The organism is Shewanella surugensis, from assembly GCF_023284005.1.
GTDB lineage: Bacteria > Pseudomonadota > Gammaproteobacteria > Enterobacterales > Shewanellaceae > Shewanella > Shewanella surugensis.
In genome coordinates this window covers 38352-56045 of record NZ_JAKIKS010000024.1, presented here as the reverse complement: position 1 = coordinate 56045, position 17694 = coordinate 38352, and the positions used below count along the sequence as shown (strand labels likewise).

Below are 17694 nucleotides of genomic sequence, written 5' to 3'. Positions count from 1 at the left end.
GCCAATGCTGAATTTTTAATTAACATGAGGCCAAGAAAGGCGTTAAACTTTCTCAGTCCTTATGAGTTTTTAACAGGTAAACGTGTGTCGCTTATTGCTGAGATCTAGGCAATACATACTCTATAATCAGCATGATAGTGTTACAAATCACCCATGTAGAAAAACAAATAAAAAATGATGATTTAAACTCGCATCCCTTCAACGCCCAAACACAACAACAGAATAAGTAGCCAAAAATAATATAAATTCCATTTAAAAATAATTGGTAATCCCACATTAATGCATTCCCTTAATTAATCCATCCCTAAATTATATTCACGCAATATATTAAACTATGGTGGCTCATTACCATTACCATTTGTTAATGTTCCAGCTATTGAGAGCTTATCCATATTAACTTTTGGAGGCTCATTGCCATTACCATTAGTTAAAGGCCCCACATCAGAAGACTTATCGGCAAGAACGCTTAACTGATACAACTTTTTAGCTTCATCACTAATACTAATTGTTGATGTAGACTCTAACTTAGTCACTCTGTCATTTAACTGCCCATTGCTTTCATTACTAACTTTAACAGCCCTTAAAGACTCAATTGAGTTATAACCAACTGAATTTGTGATATTCATCCGCCCCCCAATCTATTATTTTTTATCAAAAAAGAGAAATCACTATAACGATAACAAACCCTAAAAACAACATTTTGTACTTTTTATTTAACACTGAAGTACATAACGGTAATAATTGATGTACATTTTGTACACCGAAAAATACAACACGCTCTACTTGTATTTTACCAAGGACACGAATACCATGTTTAAACCTACAACAGCACATCAACGGAATGAATATCGTTTAATTTTTTCAATACACTTCGCATGTCTCTTATCTCGATACGATAACCCTATGCACTGCCCACGTGTACAAAAAAGGCTTTCCAGCCTCTTATAACAATTAAAAGCGCATTCTCCAAGCCTTCTGTTTAAAGAAACATATATGAAACAAACAGGCCATCTTGGAGAGAACTTTAGACTACACATTACGCCTAACTTCCAAGCTCACACGCCTTCAATAACTAATGTTAGGCATAAACATCATGTAGTTATAAAAAACATGAACACGCAACAATAACGATTTAAGCATCGAAACTCAATAGAATACCTTCTTTTAAATTAACATTTTACCAACAACGCAAGTGTGACGTCCCTAAACAATGCAATGCCTGGAGCGCCTAATCCAACTGTGGCGGGCAACCAAGCACGACATAGACCGTAAGTACTAATGTATAAGTCTTAAAAAAGTAACAGGAAAGTTGTGTGACCATATTTAAAAACAGACTGAATAACGAATAGATAGGAAAATTAAAAGCTAAAAAATATGTAATTGAATACACCTTATTTATTAATACAAATTGATATGCCGTACAAACATCAATTGCTTAAATAACGAACACAAGGAGGTTTTATGTTTGGAAGTATGAATTCAATTTCTGACTATTGCACCGATGTTTGTGCCAGCAGAAATCATCAGGAAGAAATGCTAAATGAGGCCATTGATACCAAGGCCGAATGGATTGAAGCCGCTATTGCGACAGGTAAAACAATTCAAGGTCACAGCATGGAAACCGTTGTTGAGCAACTACTTGAATCTGATGAAATAAATCAACTCATTGTCTCTCTCTATCAAACAGGCGAAAGCTTGATGTTAATTATGGCTATCAACAAGCAATTAGCCGACATATCTAACAATTTAGCGCCTTCATTAATCAATCAAGAACAACCAATATAGGAGCCAGTCATGAAGACTCAAGCATTTACTGTCAACTTCACCCCTACGGCACGCGCTAAAAAGTTATTTACCGTCGAATATATTGTTGATGCTAACTCGCCTAAAGAAGCTGAAGCACCAGCAACGCAGTTATTAGAAGAAAATGACTTTACTCGTAGCCATTATCGTAAAAAAGCCATCATTAAGCCTTATGTGTTACCCAATGAAGAAGCACCTAAGCTTGAAGACGCTATTAAACCTCAAACCGAAGACAGCAATGAAATAGCATCTGAAGTAGAAGTCGATCCGTTTGAGCAGTTCATGGATCCGAAATGGACCATTGAGCGTTTAAATACCGCTCTAAACAAGTTAGCCATTAATGAAACACTGATTATTGATGACTTACCTAACGATATTTACCATGGCTGTATTGGTGTTAGCTGTAGCAAGCTCAAAACCTTTATTGAATGCCCACAAAAATACCAAGCTAAATACGTTGATTGCATTATTCCTGAGCCTAAAAAAGCCTACTTTGATATGGGTTCCGCAATCCACACGGTCGTGTTAGAGCCCCACCTCTTTAACTCAAGCTACGTTTGTCAATCTGAGTTAATAAAAACAAGACGCGGTAAAGCGTGGGATGAGTTTAAAGATAAAGCCGATACTGCAGGACAAATTGTACTCACCAAAGAGCAGTGGGATGACATGCCGATATTACGTCAATCCCTGGCATCAAATGCGACAGCACAAGCACTCACTCATGGTGGCGTTTCTGAGCGCAGCGTCTTTAAAAGGGATAGTGAAACCAACCTCATTATCAAATGCCGCCCTGATTATCAGATTGATAACCTCATCGTCGACTTAAAATCAGATGCCAGTGCCGATCCACGCTTCTTTGGTGCCAAAGCTAAAAAGCTGGGATACCACGTTCAAGATGCGCTTTATAGCGATGTTACCGGAGCCGATGAATTTGTGTTCTTCGTTATCGAATCAAGCCGCCCTTTTGTGATCACCGCTCCCATTATCCTAAACAGCAATGTTAAACGTCTTGGCTACCTTAAGTACCGCAAAGCAATGCGAGAACTGGCTCATTGCTTACAAAGCAATATCTGGCCAGCCTACACTCACGAGCCTGTCACCGTCGAGCTTAATAAATTTGAGCAAGAAGAGCTTGAGCAACTTGAAGATCAAATTCAAATGGAGCATGTCGCATGAGCACCTCAATAATGAGTAATCAAGAAATGCCTAGCACCACTGATTTAGTGCTCAACCAACAGGCGATGGAGCAGATGGATAAACTTGCGACGCTAATGAGCCAAGCCAAAGTCACAGTGCCTGTGCATCTCCAAGGTTCACCTTCTGACTGTATGGCTATTGTCATGCAATCTGCCCAATGGAAAATGAACCCTTTTATTGTTGCGCAGAAAACCCACTTAGTGAGTGGGATCTTGGGATATGAAGCACAATTGGTAAATGCCGTTATCTCCTCATCGACAGCCATTCAAGGTCGCTTTCATTACGAATACGGTGGGGATTGGACTATCGAGGGAGAAGGTGTTGGTGTTGTGACCAATGCTCAAAAAGGCGTTAATGTGAACATAGGTACCACAATCAGCCCTAATTGCTGGGTTCGTGTCGGGGCAACTCTTGCAGGAGAAACTGAAATACAATGGGGAGAACCGTTATACCCATCTACTATCACCACCAAAAACTCGCCTCTTTGGAAAACAAATCCTAAGCAACAAGCCGCTTATCTAGCGACGAAGTATTGGGCAAGGCTTTATGCTCCCGCCGTTATTATGGGCGTCTATTCGACCGATGAACTTCAGCCCGTGACTTCAAAAGAGCGTGAAATCAATCCAGGGCTTCAGCCGGAAAAAGCTGCGACCTCGACATTAAACCAAATATTAAATACGCCAAGCACGAACGAAATCCCAGTTTCTGAGCCTCTCGTGGTTGAACCAGAACTCAATCAATATGAGGGATTAAAAACAGCTATCGAAAACAGCCCCACAATAGCTGAACTAACCAATGCTGGAGCCCAAGTAGCGGAAGCTGTTAAAGCACACAAGATTTCAGCCGAAGAACGAAAAGAGCTAGGAAAACTATTCACTCGAATTCACCGCGATCTTCACCAAGGATAGAGACGATGAAAACTACAAATAACGCAGTCCACATCGAAAATAATCAAGCTGAGCGTGAATGGTTGATCACTCAAGCAACCGAGCGTCTTATTTATGCTGAGTTCTTTCACAATCAGTTGATATTTATTCAAACTGCCGTTCTCAAAGGTATTCAGCAAGAAAACCCTTTAGATTGTTTTAACATGCTTAAAGAGTTTCTATCAGGAACAGGCAACCTCATTGCCGTGACTGACAAACTGAAACAAGGTATGCATTCAGATGATTTCTATAAACACTATTCTGTCAATATACAAAGCCGAGCAGACTACGCCAAGACTATTGCGCTCAAATTAGAGCATTTTAATAAAAAAGAGAAAGTAGACGTATGAAACCTAAGCCTATTGTAAAAACCCATGTTGCCTTTTGGGTTAACCCGTATATCAATATCTTTAAGCTATTTTGTTTCATCAATGACGTTCGCTATGAACGCCGGATGGTATCGAAAGTTATCGCAAAAGGAATTCGTTGGAAACGGGTTCAATAGGTATTCAACACAGTGTTAATCGTTTAGCCATTTAAAAAGGAATCATCATGGCAGGTGTCAATAAAGTCATCATCGTAGGTAACTTAGGAAGAGCCCCCGAAGTGCGTTACATGCCAAATGGTAATCCTGTCGCGAGCTTTACTGTGGCGACTAGTGAAACATGGAAGGATCAGCAAGGCCAACCGCAAGAGCGCACCGAATGGCACAACATTATTATGTATTGCCGTTTAGCCGAAGTCGCAGGAGAGTATCTCAACAAAGGATCCAAGGTTTATCTTGAAGGTAAGCTACAGACAAGCAAGTGGAAAGATATACATACCGGGCAAGATCGCTATAAAACTGAAATCAACGCTCACGAAATGCAAATGCTAGACAGTCGTGAACAAAACCATCATCAACCTGCCCCACAACAAGGAGGTTACCCACACTCACAACAATCACCCTATGCTCCCAAGCAGAAAAATGCTCAGGCTGCATCCCAACCATACCAACAACGGCCAATGCCAGACTTGGATGACAATTGGGATGATGATGTTCCATTTTAATTTAATCAACATAACTATTTTAATCAACATAACTATATAGGTGAAAACATGCAAACTCACAATACCAGCGTAAAAATTGGATGGGTTAAGCCCGTTATGCTCGAAAGATTAAAAGGTATCACTTACGATGCACTCAAGAAAAAACGCCCTTTACTTGAAGAAGGTCATCATTGGCGTAAAGCGGGTGACGGGGTCATTTACTACCATTTTGAAGCATTCGACGAATGGCTTGAAAACAGTTATAGGCCTGCGGGGTAATACAATGGATGAGCTTAAGCAGTACATCAAGGAACAAAAGCTTGATGGTATCGAAATTAGAGGTAAGGCTATTAGGATCCGGTTTTCTTACCGTGGTACACAGCGTAATGAAACCCTGAAAGGCCTGTTGTTAACTCGTGCGAACCTGACGTAAAAGAGCGACCATTGTTCATGAGATTGCATTAGGCTCATTCAACTATGCTAAAACGTTTCCCAATTCAAACGCATTAAAAACCATCGTAGGAGTCAGTGCCAGGGAGACAATATCAACCGCACTCGATCGATGGTTAGCCATTAAATTAGCCTCTACCGCCCCCGAAACCTATCGGGGGTACAAGAGTAAATCAGAAAACCATATTCGCCCTAAATGGGGAGATCACTATATTGATGAGATAAAAAAATCCAGCCTAGAACATTGGTTAAATGTTGAGTTATATAATGACGATAAAAACCAACCCTACTCTAATAAAACTATCAATGAAATACTCATCCCTTTACGCGGCGTACTTGGGGATGCCATTATCGATGACGCTATAAGTGTTAATCCCATTATCCATATTCAAAATCTGACCGTGGTAAAAGATAAACCTGATCCTTTCACGCAAGAAGAAATTGCAAAACTTGCCACTTTTGAAACTAAACGAGTTAGTGAAATACTGGGATTTGAATTAGCATGTTGGACAGGGTTATCTGTTTCTGAATTATTAGCCATAGCAGTCGATGACATAGATCTAAGCAAAAACACCCTAACCATTCGTCGCGCAAACGTAAATGGACGCTATAAAATCCCAAAAGAGAAATCTCGCGAACGCACCATCGATTTACTGCATCAAGCAAGATGGGTCATTGAACAACTACTTATTAATGTACAAGATATGCCGATAGTGGCAATTGATGTATTACAGCGTGACAATAAAACAATGTTGACAGAACGATGTCAATTTCTAGTTCATCATAGTTTGAGAAAGAAACCGATCCAAAGTGACAAAATTTTTCGAGAGCGATTCTTCTCGACTCATTGTAAAAAAGCGGGGGTACGATACAGAGGACCTAATCAAGCTAGGCATACTTTTGCAAGTCAGTTATTAACGCGTGGTGTTCCGAAAGAATGGATTGCTAACCAGATGGGGCATACTTCGACTAAAATGATAGATGACCACTATGGAACTTGGATGACGGACGAAGCGCCCGCCATGGGGTCGATGGTCTCACAAATGTTTGGATTTTCACATCCGATTAGACCACCAGTAGACCAACGTTTTAATGAAATACTCAAAAATCGATATACATCATTAACTTAATATGGCGGTGAGGGAGGGATTCGAACCCTCGGATGGTTTAACCCATCACACACTTTCCAGGCGTGCTCCTTAAGCCACTCAGACACCTCACCATTTTTTATTCACTTTTTGTTGTTGAGCTTGTCACTCTTAGGTAACCAGTCAGACTCATGTATAATATGAGTAATAACCCCTTGCCAACGGAGCCGTACTTTACGCAAAATCAGCGCTAGGGTCAAGTTAAAAAACACTGCTTTCAATCGGTTGCACATTTGCTAATCAAATACTGTGCTTTTGTCCTCAATATGGTCTATTCCGTGCCATTAAAGCAGCGTAAAAGCCTCAGCGAATAAAGGATTAAGCGTTACCTTTGACTTTCATATTGAGCGTTTGTGCAAAATTGAGCATGCGATCTAATGGCTTTAAGGCCTCTAAACGCAGACTTTCGTCGACAAAAATTTCATGTGATGACACCGTCACAGCTGAAACATTAACAGCATCGGTTATCGCGCCTGTCTCTGCAGCGGCGTCTAGCGCATCCAAAAGGGCACTTTCGATGGCATGAAGACCATTCATCGCCATCCAAGGACAATGCGCGCAGCTGCGGCACGTGGCGCCATTACCGCCTGTTGGCGCTTCAATGAGATTTTTGCTCGGCGCGGCTTGCTGCATTTTATAAAAAATACCTTTATCGGTCGCCACGATAAACGTCTCATTATCCATGACTTGCGCCGCTTTAATCAACTGGCTCGTCGAGCCCACCGCATCAGCAAGGGCGACCACACTGGCAGGTGACTCAGGATGCACTAATATTGCCGCATCGGGATACTGCCCTTTTAGCTCACGTAAGGCCTTAGCTTTAAATTCATCATGGACAATGCACTCACTCTGCCACATTAACATATCAGCGCCGGTTTCTTTGGCAATATAACTGCCTAAGTGACGGTCTGGACCCCAAATGATTTTTTTACCTTCACTGTCTAAGTGCTCGACAATTTCAAGCGCGATACTCGAGGTCACTACCCAATCGGCTCGGGCTTTCACCGCAGCAGACGTATTGGCATACACCACCACAGTATGATCGGGATGCGCGTCACAAAACGCACTAAAACTGTCAGCCGGACAGCCTAAGTCCAACGAGCAAGTGGCGTCAAGTGTCGGCATTAAAATCGTTTTTTCAGGACTTAATATTTTAGCCGTTTCCCCCATAAACTTCACCCCAGCCACAATCAAGGTTTTGGCGGGATGATCGCGACCAAATCGCGCCATTTCAAGCGAATCTGAGACACATCCGCCGGTGGCTTCGGCTAAGGCTTGAATCTCAGGATCGGTATAGTAATGAGCGACTAACACCGCTTCTTTTGCAATGAGCAACTGCCTGATCCGTGCTTTGGCTGCCGCTTTTTCAATATCAGATAAAGGCATAGGTTTGGGTGGAAAGGGATACTGAATAGGTTCAACAATAGGGGCTAACTGGCTCATTATGGATCCAACGTACTTAACAGATTAGCGGGATTATACGGAATACTGAACCTATTTTATACCCTTTTTAGGGATAAAACTCAGGCTAAAAATGATAATAAAACAAAGCCGATCTGCAAACAGTCAAAAATGCCAAGTGGCATTTTTGACTGTCACCGACCATTATGTGACGACAAGATCCCCAACATCCCGTGAGGATCACTCTACATCACTGCATCGCGAGTAACATTTCTTGTGGTTGCTCTAAATAATGTTTCCACAAATTACAGAAACGCGCGATGGTACCGCCGTCAATAACACGATGATCCCCAGACCAGCTCACTTGCATGATCTTACGCGCTTCCACTTCACCTCGTTCATTAAAACGCGGTAAGGTTTGCAATTTACCTAAGGCCACAATCGCCACTTCAGGTTTATTGATAATAGGCGTGGCAATGGTGCCGCCTAACGCGCCAATATTCGAAATCGAAATGGTGCCGTGTTTCAAATCATCAGGACGGACTCGTCCACTGCGCGCCGCTGTCGTTAAACGGGTGATGTCAGCCGCAATGGCTAAAATCGATTTATCTTGCACATCCTTAACATTAGGCACCAGCAGACCCACCGCTGAATCCACCGCCATGCCAATATTGTGACGAGCAAAAAAGGTTTGTTCGCTGCAATCACTGTTCACTTGGCTGTTCAAATCGGGGTGATCTTTCAATGCCAGAGACAGGGCTTTCATAAAAAAGGGCATCATGGTGAGTTTAACCTCATCCGTTGAGTGCTTCTTTTTCATGCTTTCACGCAGCGCCACTAGTGCGGTGAGATCAAATTCATCACAATAAGTAAAATGCGGAATGGTCGACACGGACTCCATCATCATTTTCGCCATCACGGCGCGCACGCCGCGGATAGGCTCGACTCTATCTTGAACGGGGGCAACAGAGGCGACATCAGCGGTTACTTGAACCGATGGCACTGACTGATGGTTATTCTCAGCCGATGTCATTGACGCCACCGACGCTTGTTGATGACGACTAATATCATCTTTATACACGCGTCCATTTTTGCCACTGCCCATGATCTTGGCAATATCAATATCTAAACTCCTTGCCATACGCCTGACCGCGGGGCTCGCTAATGCTTTACCTTGCGCCTGACGTTGCACACTCTGCACGGCTTGACTCTCAGACGATGTCGAGACTTGCTTAACGTCTTGCTCAGCGTCTTGCTCGACAATGTCAGCAGCAACATCTGTGCTGGTTTCACTGGCCACTTCAATGGAAAATAACGGCGCATGCACTTTCGCTAACTGTCCTTTACGGTAATGTAATGTGGCAATTCGACCACTTTTCATTGCCGGTATTTGCACTAAGGCTTTATCTGTCATCACATCGGCAACGGCCTGATCTTCAACAACCGTCTCGCCTTCTTCCACCAGCCACTCGACCAACTCACATTCCACAATACCTTCACCGATATCCGGCAATAAGAACTCTTCAATATGCCAAGAGACCCCACTCGATAGGGGCTTGTCCATATGCGGGGCAGCAATCGTTGCAACAGCAGGAGCTTCACTCACGGCCTCAATTAACGACACCTCTTCCACAAAATCAAGCTCTTCAGCGGCCACATTCTCATTCATTTCAACAGAATATAAAGGCGCATGCACCTTGGCAATGTCGCCTTTTGCATAATGCAGCTGTTTAATGATCCCGGCATGAGGGGCGGGAATTTGTACTAAGGCTTTATCGGTCATCACATCAGCAATGGGCTGATCTTCAATGACTCTGTCGCCTTCTTTGACTAACCACTCAACCAGCTCACACTCAACCACACCTTCGCCAATATCCGGCAGAATAAATTCTTTAATCATTGCAAGCTCCTAAAACTTCACTGAAGCCATAATAGCTTCAAAGGTCTTTAACGCATCCGGCATATATTCTTTTTCATGATTAAGCGGATAAGGTGTGTCGAGCCCACAAACACGGGCAATCGGTGATTCTAAAGACAAGAAGCATTCTTCTTGAATGGTCGCGGCAATTTCCCCCGCAAAGCCTCCCGTCAACGGCGCTTCATGATTAATCAATAATCGTCCGGTTTTTTTCACCGAAGCCGCGACAGTATCCACATCCCAAGGCGCTAACGTCCGTAAGTCGATGATCTCACTTGATACCCCTTCTTTAGCCGCTAAGTCAGCGGCATGTTGAAGGATTTCCATCTGAGCCCCCCAAGCTAATAAGGTAATATCGCTGCCTTGTTGCATCACATCCGCTTTACCAATTTCGATTTCATAATCATCACTAGGCACTTCTCCAACGGATGCACGATACAAACGTTTCGGCTCAAAAAAGATCACCGGGTTCTTATCGCGAATGGACGCTAATAACAATCCTTTGGCTTGATAGGGATCTCTGGGGATCACCACTTTGAGTCCTGCTGTATGGGTAAAATAAGCCTCAGGTGATTGAGAATGATAATGCCCACCCGCTATTCCCCCCCCGTAAGGCGTTCTCAAGGTCAATCCACCGACATCAAATTGCGCACCACTGCGGTAGCGAAACTTCGCGGTTTCGTTGACGAGTTGATCAAAAGCCGGAAAAATATAATCGGCAAATTGAATTTCGGCCACCGTGGTGATGCCACTTGACGCCAAACCATTGGCAAACCCTGCAATGCCCTGCTCTGTTAATGGCGTATTAAAACAACGCTGCTTGCCAAATTTTTCTTGTAATCCTGATGTGGCTCGAAACACACCGCCGAAATGCCCCACATCTTCACCAAACACCAACATGCTCTTGTCTGTTTCCATTTCAGCCATCAATGCTGAATTAATGGCTTGTAACATATTCATCTTAGCCATCATTATTGCTCTCCTGCACTTTTAGGGTAGGCTTTTGGGTATTTTTTCACATGTTGCTTCAAGTGAGCTAATTGTTTCTTCAGCAGTGGCGTTGGCTTATCAAACACATCTTCAATCATAAAATCGAGTCCCACTTGCGGACGTTTTTCGGCCAGTTTCAATTCAGATAAGACTTCATGACGATAATGTTCATAGAGTTGAGTATCTTCATCAGCCTTAAGCCAGCCCTTATTAATCAACCATAATTTATAACGCTGCACGGGATCATGCTGTTGCCATTTCGCTTCTTCTTCTTTAGAGCGGTAACCAGACGGATCATCAGATGATGAATGGGCGCCTAAGCGATAAGTCATGGCTTCAATGAGAACCGGCGCGTTATGTTGAATCGCATGCGCTCTCGCTTGTTGGGTCGCCGCCATCACAGCCAGCATATCATTACCATCCACACGAATGGTATGCATCCCATAGCCCACCCCTCTGCTGGCGATACCATTGCCTTGATATTGCTCTTCCGTCGGCGTCGAAATCGCGTAGCCGTTATTACGGCAAAAGAAAATCACTGGCGCATTCAATACTGCGGCCATATTTAAGCCCGCGTGAAAATCACCTTCCGACGCCGCGCCTTCACCAAAATAACAAATCGCCACATTGCGCTTGCCTTGCATTTTTAACGCATAAGCGACGCCTGTGGCTTGGGGGATCTGGGTCGCCAGTGGCGAAGACACCGTCTGATAATGTAATTGCGCCGTGCCATAATGGATAGGCATCTGACGACCTTTACCTAAATCTTTTTCATTACTGAACATTTGATTCATAAACTGCTCAGTGGTAAAACCACGATGACGCAAAGCCGCATGCTCTCGGTACTGAGCTAAAATCACATCTTCAGCTTCTAACGCCGCTGCGCTGCCTATCACCGCCGCTTCTTCCCCCGTACAGGTCATGTAAAAGCTAATGCGGCCTTGGCGCTGTGCGCCCAACATACGTTCATCGAGTACACGGGTAAACACACAGGTATCATGCACTTTACGAGCCAATGCTTGATCAATAACCGGCAGTACGGCTTTATCGTAAACCGTACCATCGGCTTGGAGAATTTTAAGAATAGGGATCGACATGGCGTCTTTATCAAGAAAGCTGACACGATGGATCGTTTCGGTCTTGGTTTTTGCGTTGCTCATATTGTGCTCTTGTTATTTGCTCACATCTGTACATTCACCCATACAAATGCCAGTCTATTATCATACGCGAGAAGAACATTACGTTAACGTAAACTGTGTATCAATACTTGTCGCCGATTAAATGATAACTAAGCCCACCTTACTATGTATATAATGGTTTACAATTAGCCCTTTTGCACTACTCAATATTATCAGCAGAGGCGGGCGTCAAACATAATAAGGTGCGCTGACCCACGGGGACCTTAGCATTGGGGAACACAATCACTTCCATAGGGTGTTCAACAATAACCGCTTCTCCCCCTTCTGTCGCCAGTACTTCTCCGCGCTGAAAAGCCGTGAAGTTTTCAACATCATTAGCAAATGAAAAACAAAAATCCTCAAAGCGTTTATCAATCGAACGGGCAACTTGATACAAATTCACCCGCTTCATATCCAAAGGCAAAATAGGCAGATCGTTTGCTGTGATTAAGCCAACAAGTCGCTCATCCAACGCCGAAAAACGCGACATGTCATTTTGTCCCATCGGATAAACTTTACCCAATTCTACTGTAAAAGCATCCGCTTGGAAGTGATGAGAAGAAAAATAGCTAAAAGTCGTTGTCGGTTCATTATGAAATAAAATCGTATCAATGCCCGCTCCGGCTAAAAACATGATCTGCTCACTACTGTATTTTTTTTCGGGGCAATACGGATAAATAGCAAATTCTTCATGTTTGGACGCACGAATGGCCGTATGTAAATCATAATGAATACGCTGCCGAGGCATGGATCCACTCATCACTTGATTCTGATAAGTTTGATTAAGATAAAAACGCTCGACATATTGCTCTAAGGCTTTCGCTCTGACGCGTTCAGGATTCTGAGTCTCACCGATTGAGTGCCCGCCATTAAACAAACGATTCAAATTTTCATCAATAAAACGACGATTTAATTTTATCGCTTCAGGATTACCGATGAGAAACATTAATCGCTGCTCTGCCTGAATAGTTTGCAGTAACAATCGCTTAATTAAGTCATTACACAATTCGATGGGCGCCGTTTCATTACCGTGGACGGCACATGAGAGGACAATATCTTTACTCGTATCACCATGAGGTTCAAAGACAATCACACCGCAATCCCACACCTCAACCCGCGTATGTTGACCTAACTCAAATGAAAATGAAGTGGTCATTACATCAGTATTGGATTGGGCTAACGTAAAAGCCAGAAAATCTTTAGACTCCATTAAAGTATGTAACACGTAATATTCCTTATAATACTCTAGGTAAAAATAATGTAGATCAATGACAGCTGACTCATCTGTTTCTCAACCATCTGTTACTCAAAATAGTCTTCCAACATAAAATCGGCTTTCATAATGGGGTTCTAGGTTGTTTCACCGTCATATTGAGCCCCATTAAACAGATTAAATCATTCAGGTAACGCTATTAACCTTGTCAGTCATCAACAAAGCAACTGACTTTACATCTGTTTTCTCTCATTAGCAAATCTGTATATCAAACTTTACAGCACTTTATTAAACATAAAAAACACATAATAAACCCATCAAACAAACAATGATCGCGTAAAATAAATCCATCTTAGTGGATAAAACGACCAAACAATTCAAATAGTCATGAAAATTGCCTTGCGATATTCTAGCCACTCACGCCACAGAGTAAACTCTCATCTGGCTCAATAGACTCAATACAGGGTTAAGCCATCCTCAAAAAAGGACCTTCTAATGCCTGCTGTCTCCTCAGAGCTGCAAAACCTCACCCCAGTATTTGACATGATTGAAGTGATTTACCTCTTTAAAATTGCAGTGGCCTCAATATTAGGCGGAATTATCGGGTTTTCAGTCAGAAAAACGCATCCCAATGGTATTCGCATTTTTGGCATAACCGCCTTAAGTGCCTGTGGATTCAGTGAAATCGCGATCCATCTCTACTATATCTATCAAGTCGACTATACCTTTAACATTATTGCGGGTGTGGTGACAGGCATTGGTTTCTTAGGCGCCGGACTCATTTTTCAAGATAGAAATAATGCCGTGCGAGGGATCTCAGCCGCCGCAACCTTATGGGCTGCAGCAGTCATCGGCATGGCCATTGGCATCAACATGTACATTATTGGTTTTGGCATGACCGTCATTGTCTTTCTCTCTTATCTCTTCTCTGGCTCTGAGCACAAAACACAAACGGCCTCTATCGCAGCCATCGATGACAACGCCACTGCTTTTCCACATTCAGTGCCACTGGATAAAATCGAAAAAATTAATAAACAGCCTCAGTGAATCAATCGGCCCGTGAACCCATGGTGTCGTTGCTGTCTGTGGCAAGCGTTGAGCCAACGACCCACTAATGGTTAAATAAGTTAGGCGCTGGGCGCAAGTACGACCCCATGGATGAGAAAGGGAGAACGACATTTGCACCCAAGTCGAGAATAACGACACCACACACGCTCCGTCTTGTATCAATAACCCACAAAAATGATCCGTTTCGTTGAGATCATCATGAGTATTATGCTTATTTCAGGGTGTAATCAATGTGGGTAAATAGCGTAAATATATTGTAACCATTTCAATCTAAATGATATTTATCTAAACCAGTCAACAATCAAGTCCACTTCCCAGCGTCCTTCTTTATCAGTGGTTTACAAAATTTTGGACTATAAGCATAATGTTATATCTAAACTCCCCCGCTTTGTGAGCCATAATAACTAAAAGAGATCGATAAAATGGACAATACCCTCTCAACACATGTGATACGGATAATCTTATAATGTTCCTATTTAGACGTATTTATCTTTTATGCTCAGTACACTTACATAAAATCAGTTGGCCCTCTCTACTCCTAGGTTCAATCCTGCATTATTTTATTTGTTGGATAGCACTCAGCGCATTAGGCGAGCAACAATTGGTGCAACTGCCCCAATTTTTCTACTTCATGTCGGTTGTGGGCAGCACCGTCGGCTTCGGTGATATGTCTCCCATCACAACCGGCGGACAACAATTTGTCGCGTGGTACCAAATTCCTGCCAGCATCGGCATTTTTGGTTCCGTCTTGGCCAAACTTATTGCCACTGCAAAAGCATTAATTGAACGGAATATCAACGGTATGAGAAATTTTTCACATTACAACAATCATGTCATTATTATCGGTTGGCACCCTAAAGGAACCCGTAAACTCATTGATTGTATTTTATCGGATAAACGCAGACAAAATGGGCAAATTCTCATTGGTGTCAACGATGACAATCTCATCCACCCTTATCCTGATAATGATCAAGTGGATTTTGCGAAAATGCTCTCTTTCTCTAATGAAGAAGCATTAAGCCGTATTGCGGTGGATCAAGCCAACCGAGTCATTATTTATGGCGAAACCGACGATCAAACCTTAATGGCCGCATTAGCCATCGCCCCTCGCGTCAAACCAAGCTGCCATATCGTCGCCTATTTCAATGATGAGCAAAACGCAGCATTACTGGATAAGCATTGCCCCAATATCGAATCAGGCAGTAATCGCTCAGCAGAATTGCTTGCTCGCTCAATGCAAGATCCGGGTTCATCAAGGGTCATAAGCCATTTATTGAACCCGCAAACTGGTGCCACCCAGTTTTCATTCAGGATCCCTGAAAACGTCGACTCTTGTACTGTTGGACAATTATGGCAGCAAATGAAGAATGACAATAATGCGACGCTCATTGCGATTTCAACCATGATGTCTGGTGATGATGTCGAGCTCAACCCCCCCGCAGAGCGCCAATTAACGTCAGGACATTTTATTCACTATATTGCCTCTGAACGCATTTTAGCATCCGAAGTAAACTGGCATTTTACTGACTAGGGATTATCATTAATCTTAAGCAACCTCAATGAGGTTGCTTAACTTAACGGATAAGACTTTAGGGAGAGACAATGGCCAATATCTTATTCATTCACGGCGGTGCACAGGGAGCTTGGTGTTGGGCTCAAGTCTCATCAGCCCTCTCTTTATTGGGGCATGAATGCTATAGCATCGATCTTCCTGGTCATGGAGAAGACAACACCCCACTGGCACACATAACACGGCAAGATTATTTAGATGCCGTTTCAAACGCAATTAAGGCTCTAGCGTGGCAAGAACTAACGCTTATTGGTCACTCTAATGCGGGCATGCTCCTCGGCGATCTTGCTAAAGCACACTCCCAAGTGACTCGATTAATTTATATCGCTGGTTTTGTGCTCAATCAAGGAGAAAGTATTATGGATATTATCTCCCCAGCACATGCACAGGAATATGCGCAGCTTGCCTCACAATCTGTTGATAATGCTCTGAATATCGATCATCATTATGCACATAAGTATTATTTTACCGATATTAATGAAACTCACGCAAAATTGTATTTTAACAAATTAACACCTGAGCCTTTTAACCCTTTTCTTGATCCTGTCCAATCCACCCCTGCAAAATTAGCCATTGAAAAACATTATATTATCTGTGAACGAGACCAACGTATTTCACTTGAAACAGCCAATTTGTTCGCAAAAAAATTAAAAGGCAGCATTGATAGACTCAATGTTGATCATTGCGCTATGCTCTCAAACCCCAGTTTATTAAGTGAAAAATTAAACGCCATCATCACATCCCAAGCTAATGCATAGACTTATCATTTTTTAGGCGGTAGAGGAATAAACATTGAGGTGTGTTGTTGATATTGACGATACGCAGCCCCTTTCGCTTGTATCGATAATTTTTCAGTCAAGGGGATGGTTATTTTTAATATAATAAACAAGAGTAAAACAGGTGAAAGTAAACTTAACCAAGAAAAATGCAATATGCTCTCATCACGTAGACTCGACGGCAAACTTGCACTCCAGCCCGCTAAACCAAAACCCAACCAAATCAGGCATTCAAAAAAGTAATTAGGGTGCCTTGAATATTGCCATAAGCCAGTATTGCAGACTGTAATGGCTTGATCTTTTGCATTGATCAGTTGAGTGTCTGCTACACTCTCAGCCATTATTCCGATGATAATGATAATGATGGCTAACCCATTTAATACATTCAATGATAAATGGTGATCGATAAACAAAAAAGGCATCGCAATAACAACAGCAAGTACACCTTGTAACTGAAAATTGATAAAGAAACCAAACTGGTTCGAGCCACTCCAAGCGTCACTCAGATAGATATAACGCTTATCCACATGACGATGTAACACTCGTTTAAACAATAAATACCCCGCTAAACGAACAGCCCAAATAAGCAGTAATAACTGCAATAACCTTGATACTACCCCTGTTGCGATCCCCCCACTTAACATCAAACTGGCAAAGAGGATCGCGATCGGCCAAAACACATCAATCACACTCGGGTTTCGGCTCAATAATCCAATACACCATGCCAAGAACATTAAACCTGCAACCAATAACCAAGACAGTACAATGCTTTCAACCATAACTTTCTCAATCAATTAAACCCTATAGTAATACCAATTCTAGTATATAAGTGATCTTTCAGCGGGAGTTCAACATACTGTAGGCAAGGTCGTTAATTGCTCCTGCATTAACAGACAGTCCCGCCATCCATGGCGGTCGCGGATGATTGAAGCTAATATTTATTCTATACCGAAAGCATCTAACGTAGCATAAAGTATGTTGAAACCCGCACTAGGTGAACCTCTCAGGCATTTCACTTCGGCGTTGC

The 17694-nt window shown here is 42.6% G+C and carries 17 protein-coding genes, 1 tRNA gene and 4 pseudogenes; 13 read left to right on the top strand and 9 right to left on the bottom strand.

Going from position 1 to position 17694, the window contains the following annotated elements:
* Positions 1-108 (top strand): annotated as a pseudogene (locus L2764_RS08360) (IS30-like element ISVsa7 family transposase); the annotation flags it as partial.
* Between the two features lie 224 nt (positions 109-332).
* Here L2764_RS08360 and L2764_RS08355 read toward each other — a convergent pair.
* Complete coding sequence (locus L2764_RS08355) at positions 333-626, bottom strand: hypothetical protein (protein ID WP_248939765.1); 294 nt, start codon at positions 624-626, stop codon at positions 333-335.
* 835 nt (positions 627-1461) lie between these two features.
* On the opposite strand from L2764_RS08355, the gene L2764_RS08350 reads away from it, so the two are divergent.
* The 9 genes and pseudogenes from L2764_RS08350 to L2764_RS08315 all read left to right on the top strand — a co-directional run bounded on the left by L2764_RS08350 (position 1462) and on the right by L2764_RS08315 (position 6535).
* Positions 1462-1785, top strand: a complete 324-nt coding sequence (locus L2764_RS08350; RefSeq protein WP_248939764.1) for a hypothetical protein — start codon at positions 1462-1464, stop codon at positions 1783-1785.
* A 9-nt stretch (positions 1786-1794) separates the two neighbouring features.
* On the top strand, positions 1795-2979 hold the full coding sequence (locus tag L2764_RS08345; RefSeq protein WP_248939763.1) for a PD-(D/E)XK nuclease-like domain-containing protein: 1185 nt from the start codon (positions 1795-1797) through the stop codon (positions 2977-2979).
* Positions 2976-3908, top strand: coding sequence for a RecT family recombinase (locus L2764_RS08340; protein WP_248939762.1), 933 nt, complete (start codon positions 2976-2978; stop codon positions 3906-3908). Before L2764_RS08345 ends, L2764_RS08340 begins: the two co-directional genes overlap by 4 nt.
* Positions 3909-3913: 5 nt before the next feature.
* Positions 3914-4276, top strand: a complete 363-nt coding sequence (locus L2764_RS08335; protein WP_248939761.1) for a hypothetical protein — start codon at positions 3914-3916, stop codon at positions 4274-4276.
* Positions 4277-4472: 196 nt separating this feature from the next.
* Positions 4473-4976, top strand: a complete 504-nt coding sequence (locus L2764_RS08330; protein WP_312018347.1) for a single-stranded DNA-binding protein — start codon at positions 4473-4475, stop codon at positions 4974-4976.
* Positions 4977-5024: 48 nt separating this feature from the next.
* The gene (gene xisR, locus L2764_RS08325) at positions 5025-5234 is read left to right on the top strand and encodes an excisionase family protein (RefSeq protein ID WP_248939760.1); all 210 of its coding nucleotides are present in this window, start codon (positions 5025-5027) and stop codon (positions 5232-5234) included.
* Between the two features lie 4 nt (positions 5235-5238).
* Positions 5239-5388 carry an Arm DNA-binding domain-containing protein gene (locus tag L2764_RS08320; protein ID WP_283106950.1) on the top strand — a complete coding sequence of 50 codons (150 nt, stop codon included), beginning with the start codon at positions 5239-5241 and terminating at the stop codon, positions 5386-5388.
* Positions 5389-5398: 10 nt separating this feature from the next.
* Positions 5399-5647 (top strand): annotated as a pseudogene (locus L2764_RS28180) (tyrosine-type recombinase/integrase); the annotation flags it as partial.
* A gap of 159 nt (positions 5648-5806) precedes the next feature.
* Positions 5807-6535: a site-specific integrase gene (locus L2764_RS08315; RefSeq protein WP_248939767.1), complete on the top strand. Its 729-nt coding sequence runs from the start codon at positions 5807-5809 to the stop codon at positions 6533-6535.
* Between the two features lie 2 nt (positions 6536-6537).
* Here the strand turns inward: L2764_RS08315 and L2764_RS08310 are convergent.
* The 7 genes and pseudogenes from L2764_RS08310 to astE all read right to left on the bottom strand — a co-directional run bounded on the left by L2764_RS08310 (position 6538) and on the right by astE (position 13265).
* Positions 6538-6627: transfer RNA gene (locus tag L2764_RS08310), tRNA-Ser, on the bottom strand.
* A gap of 244 nt (positions 6628-6871) precedes the next feature.
* Positions 6872-6982 (bottom strand): annotated as a pseudogene (locus L2764_RS28590) (quinolinate synthase NadA); the annotation flags it as partial.
* Positions 6971-7939: pseudogene (gene nadA, locus L2764_RS08305) on the bottom strand (quinolinate synthase NadA); the annotation flags it as partial. The pseudogenes L2764_RS28590 and nadA, both read right to left, overlap by 12 nt.
* 265 nt (positions 7940-8204) lie before the next feature.
* A complete protein-coding gene (locus L2764_RS08300) occupies positions 8205-9854 on the bottom strand; it encodes a dihydrolipoyllysine-residue acetyltransferase (protein WP_248939758.1) in 1650 nt (549 codons plus the stop codon).
* 9 nt (positions 9855-9863) lie between these two features.
* Positions 9864-10841, bottom strand: a complete 978-nt coding sequence (locus tag L2764_RS08295; protein WP_248939766.1) for an alpha-ketoacid dehydrogenase subunit beta — start codon at positions 10839-10841, stop codon at positions 9864-9866.
* A 2-nt stretch (positions 10842-10843) separates the two neighbouring features.
* On the bottom strand, positions 10844-12022 hold the full coding sequence (locus L2764_RS08290) for a thiamine pyrophosphate-dependent dehydrogenase E1 component subunit alpha (RefSeq protein ID WP_248939757.1): 1179 nt from the start codon (positions 12020-12022) through the stop codon (positions 10844-10846).
* Between the two features lie 178 nt (positions 12023-12200).
* Positions 12201-13265, bottom strand: coding sequence for a succinylglutamate desuccinylase (gene astE, locus L2764_RS08285; protein WP_248939756.1), 1065 nt, complete (start codon positions 13263-13265; stop codon positions 12201-12203).
* 483 nt (positions 13266-13748) lie between these two features.
* Between astE and L2764_RS08280 the strand changes: the two genes are divergently transcribed.
* The 3 genes from L2764_RS08280 to L2764_RS08270 all read left to right on the top strand — a co-directional run bounded on the left by L2764_RS08280 (position 13749) and on the right by L2764_RS08270 (position 16649).
* On the top strand, positions 13749-14300 hold the full coding sequence (locus L2764_RS08280; protein ID WP_248939755.1) for an MgtC/SapB family protein: 552 nt from the start codon (positions 13749-13751) through the stop codon (positions 14298-14300).
* Positions 14301-14787: 487 nt separating this feature from the next.
* Positions 14788-15852 (top strand): potassium channel family protein, encoded by a 1065-nt coding sequence (locus tag L2764_RS08275; protein ID WP_248939754.1) that lies wholly within the window; start codon positions 14788-14790, stop codon positions 15850-15852.
* A 71-nt stretch (positions 15853-15923) separates the two neighbouring features.
* A complete protein-coding gene (locus L2764_RS08270; protein WP_248939753.1) occupies positions 15924-16649 on the top strand; it encodes an alpha/beta fold hydrolase in 726 nt (241 codons plus the stop codon).
* Positions 16650-16654: 5 nt separating this feature from the next.
* On the opposite strand, the gene L2764_RS08265 is transcribed toward L2764_RS08270, so the two are convergent.
* Entirely contained in the window at positions 16655-17446 is a 792-nt protein-coding gene (locus tag L2764_RS08265; RefSeq protein ID WP_248939752.1) for a DUF1295 domain-containing protein, read from the bottom strand.
* Between the last annotated feature and the right edge of the window lie 248 nt (positions 17447-17694).

What these genes read in the sequence shown, in the direction of transcription:
- L2764_RS08355 (WP_248939765.1), bottom strand. Translation starts at nt 626, where the DNA reads ATGAATATCACAAATTCAGTTGGTTATAACTCAATTGAGTCTTTAAGG.
- L2764_RS08350 (WP_248939764.1), top strand. Translation starts at nt 1,462, where the DNA reads ATGTTTGGAAGTATGAATTCAATTTCTGACTATTGCACCGATGTTTGT.
- L2764_RS08345 (WP_248939763.1), top strand. Translation starts at nt 1,795, where the DNA reads ATGAAGACTCAAGCATTTACTGTCAACTTCACCCCTACGGCACGCGCT.
- L2764_RS08340 (WP_248939762.1), top strand. Translation starts at nt 2,976, where the DNA reads ATGAGCACCTCAATAATGAGTAATCAAGAAATGCCTAGCACCACTGAT.
- L2764_RS08335 (WP_248939761.1), top strand. Translation starts at nt 3,914, where the DNA reads ATGAAAACTACAAATAACGCAGTCCACATCGAAAATAATCAAGCTGAG.
- xisR (WP_248939760.1), top strand. Translation starts at nt 5,025, where the DNA reads ATGCAAACTCACAATACCAGCGTAAAAATTGGATGGGTTAAGCCCGTT.
- L2764_RS08320 (WP_283106950.1), top strand. Translation starts at nt 5,239, where the DNA reads ATGGATGAGCTTAAGCAGTACATCAAGGAACAAAAGCTTGATGGTATC.
- L2764_RS08300 (WP_248939758.1), bottom strand. Translation starts at nt 9,854, where the DNA reads ATGATTAAAGAATTTATTCTGCCGGATATTGGCGAAGGTGTGGTTGAG.
- L2764_RS08295 (WP_248939766.1), bottom strand. Translation starts at nt 10,841, where the DNA reads ATGGCTAAGATGAATATGTTACAAGCCATTAATTCAGCATTGATGGCT.
- L2764_RS08290 (WP_248939757.1), bottom strand. Translation starts at nt 12,022, where the DNA reads ATGAGCAACGCAAAAACCAAGACCGAAACGATCCATCGTGTCAGCTTT.
- L2764_RS08280 (WP_248939755.1), top strand. Translation starts at nt 13,749, where the DNA reads ATGCCTGCTGTCTCCTCAGAGCTGCAAAACCTCACCCCAGTATTTGAC.
- L2764_RS08275 (WP_248939754.1), top strand. Translation starts at nt 14,788, where the DNA reads ATGTTCCTATTTAGACGTATTTATCTTTTATGCTCAGTACACTTACAT.
- L2764_RS08270 (WP_248939753.1), top strand. Translation starts at nt 15,924, where the DNA reads ATGGCCAATATCTTATTCATTCACGGCGGTGCACAGGGAGCTTGGTGT.
- L2764_RS08265 (WP_248939752.1), bottom strand. Translation starts at nt 17,446, where the DNA reads ATGGTTGAAAGCATTGTACTGTCTTGGTTATTGGTTGCAGGTTTAATG.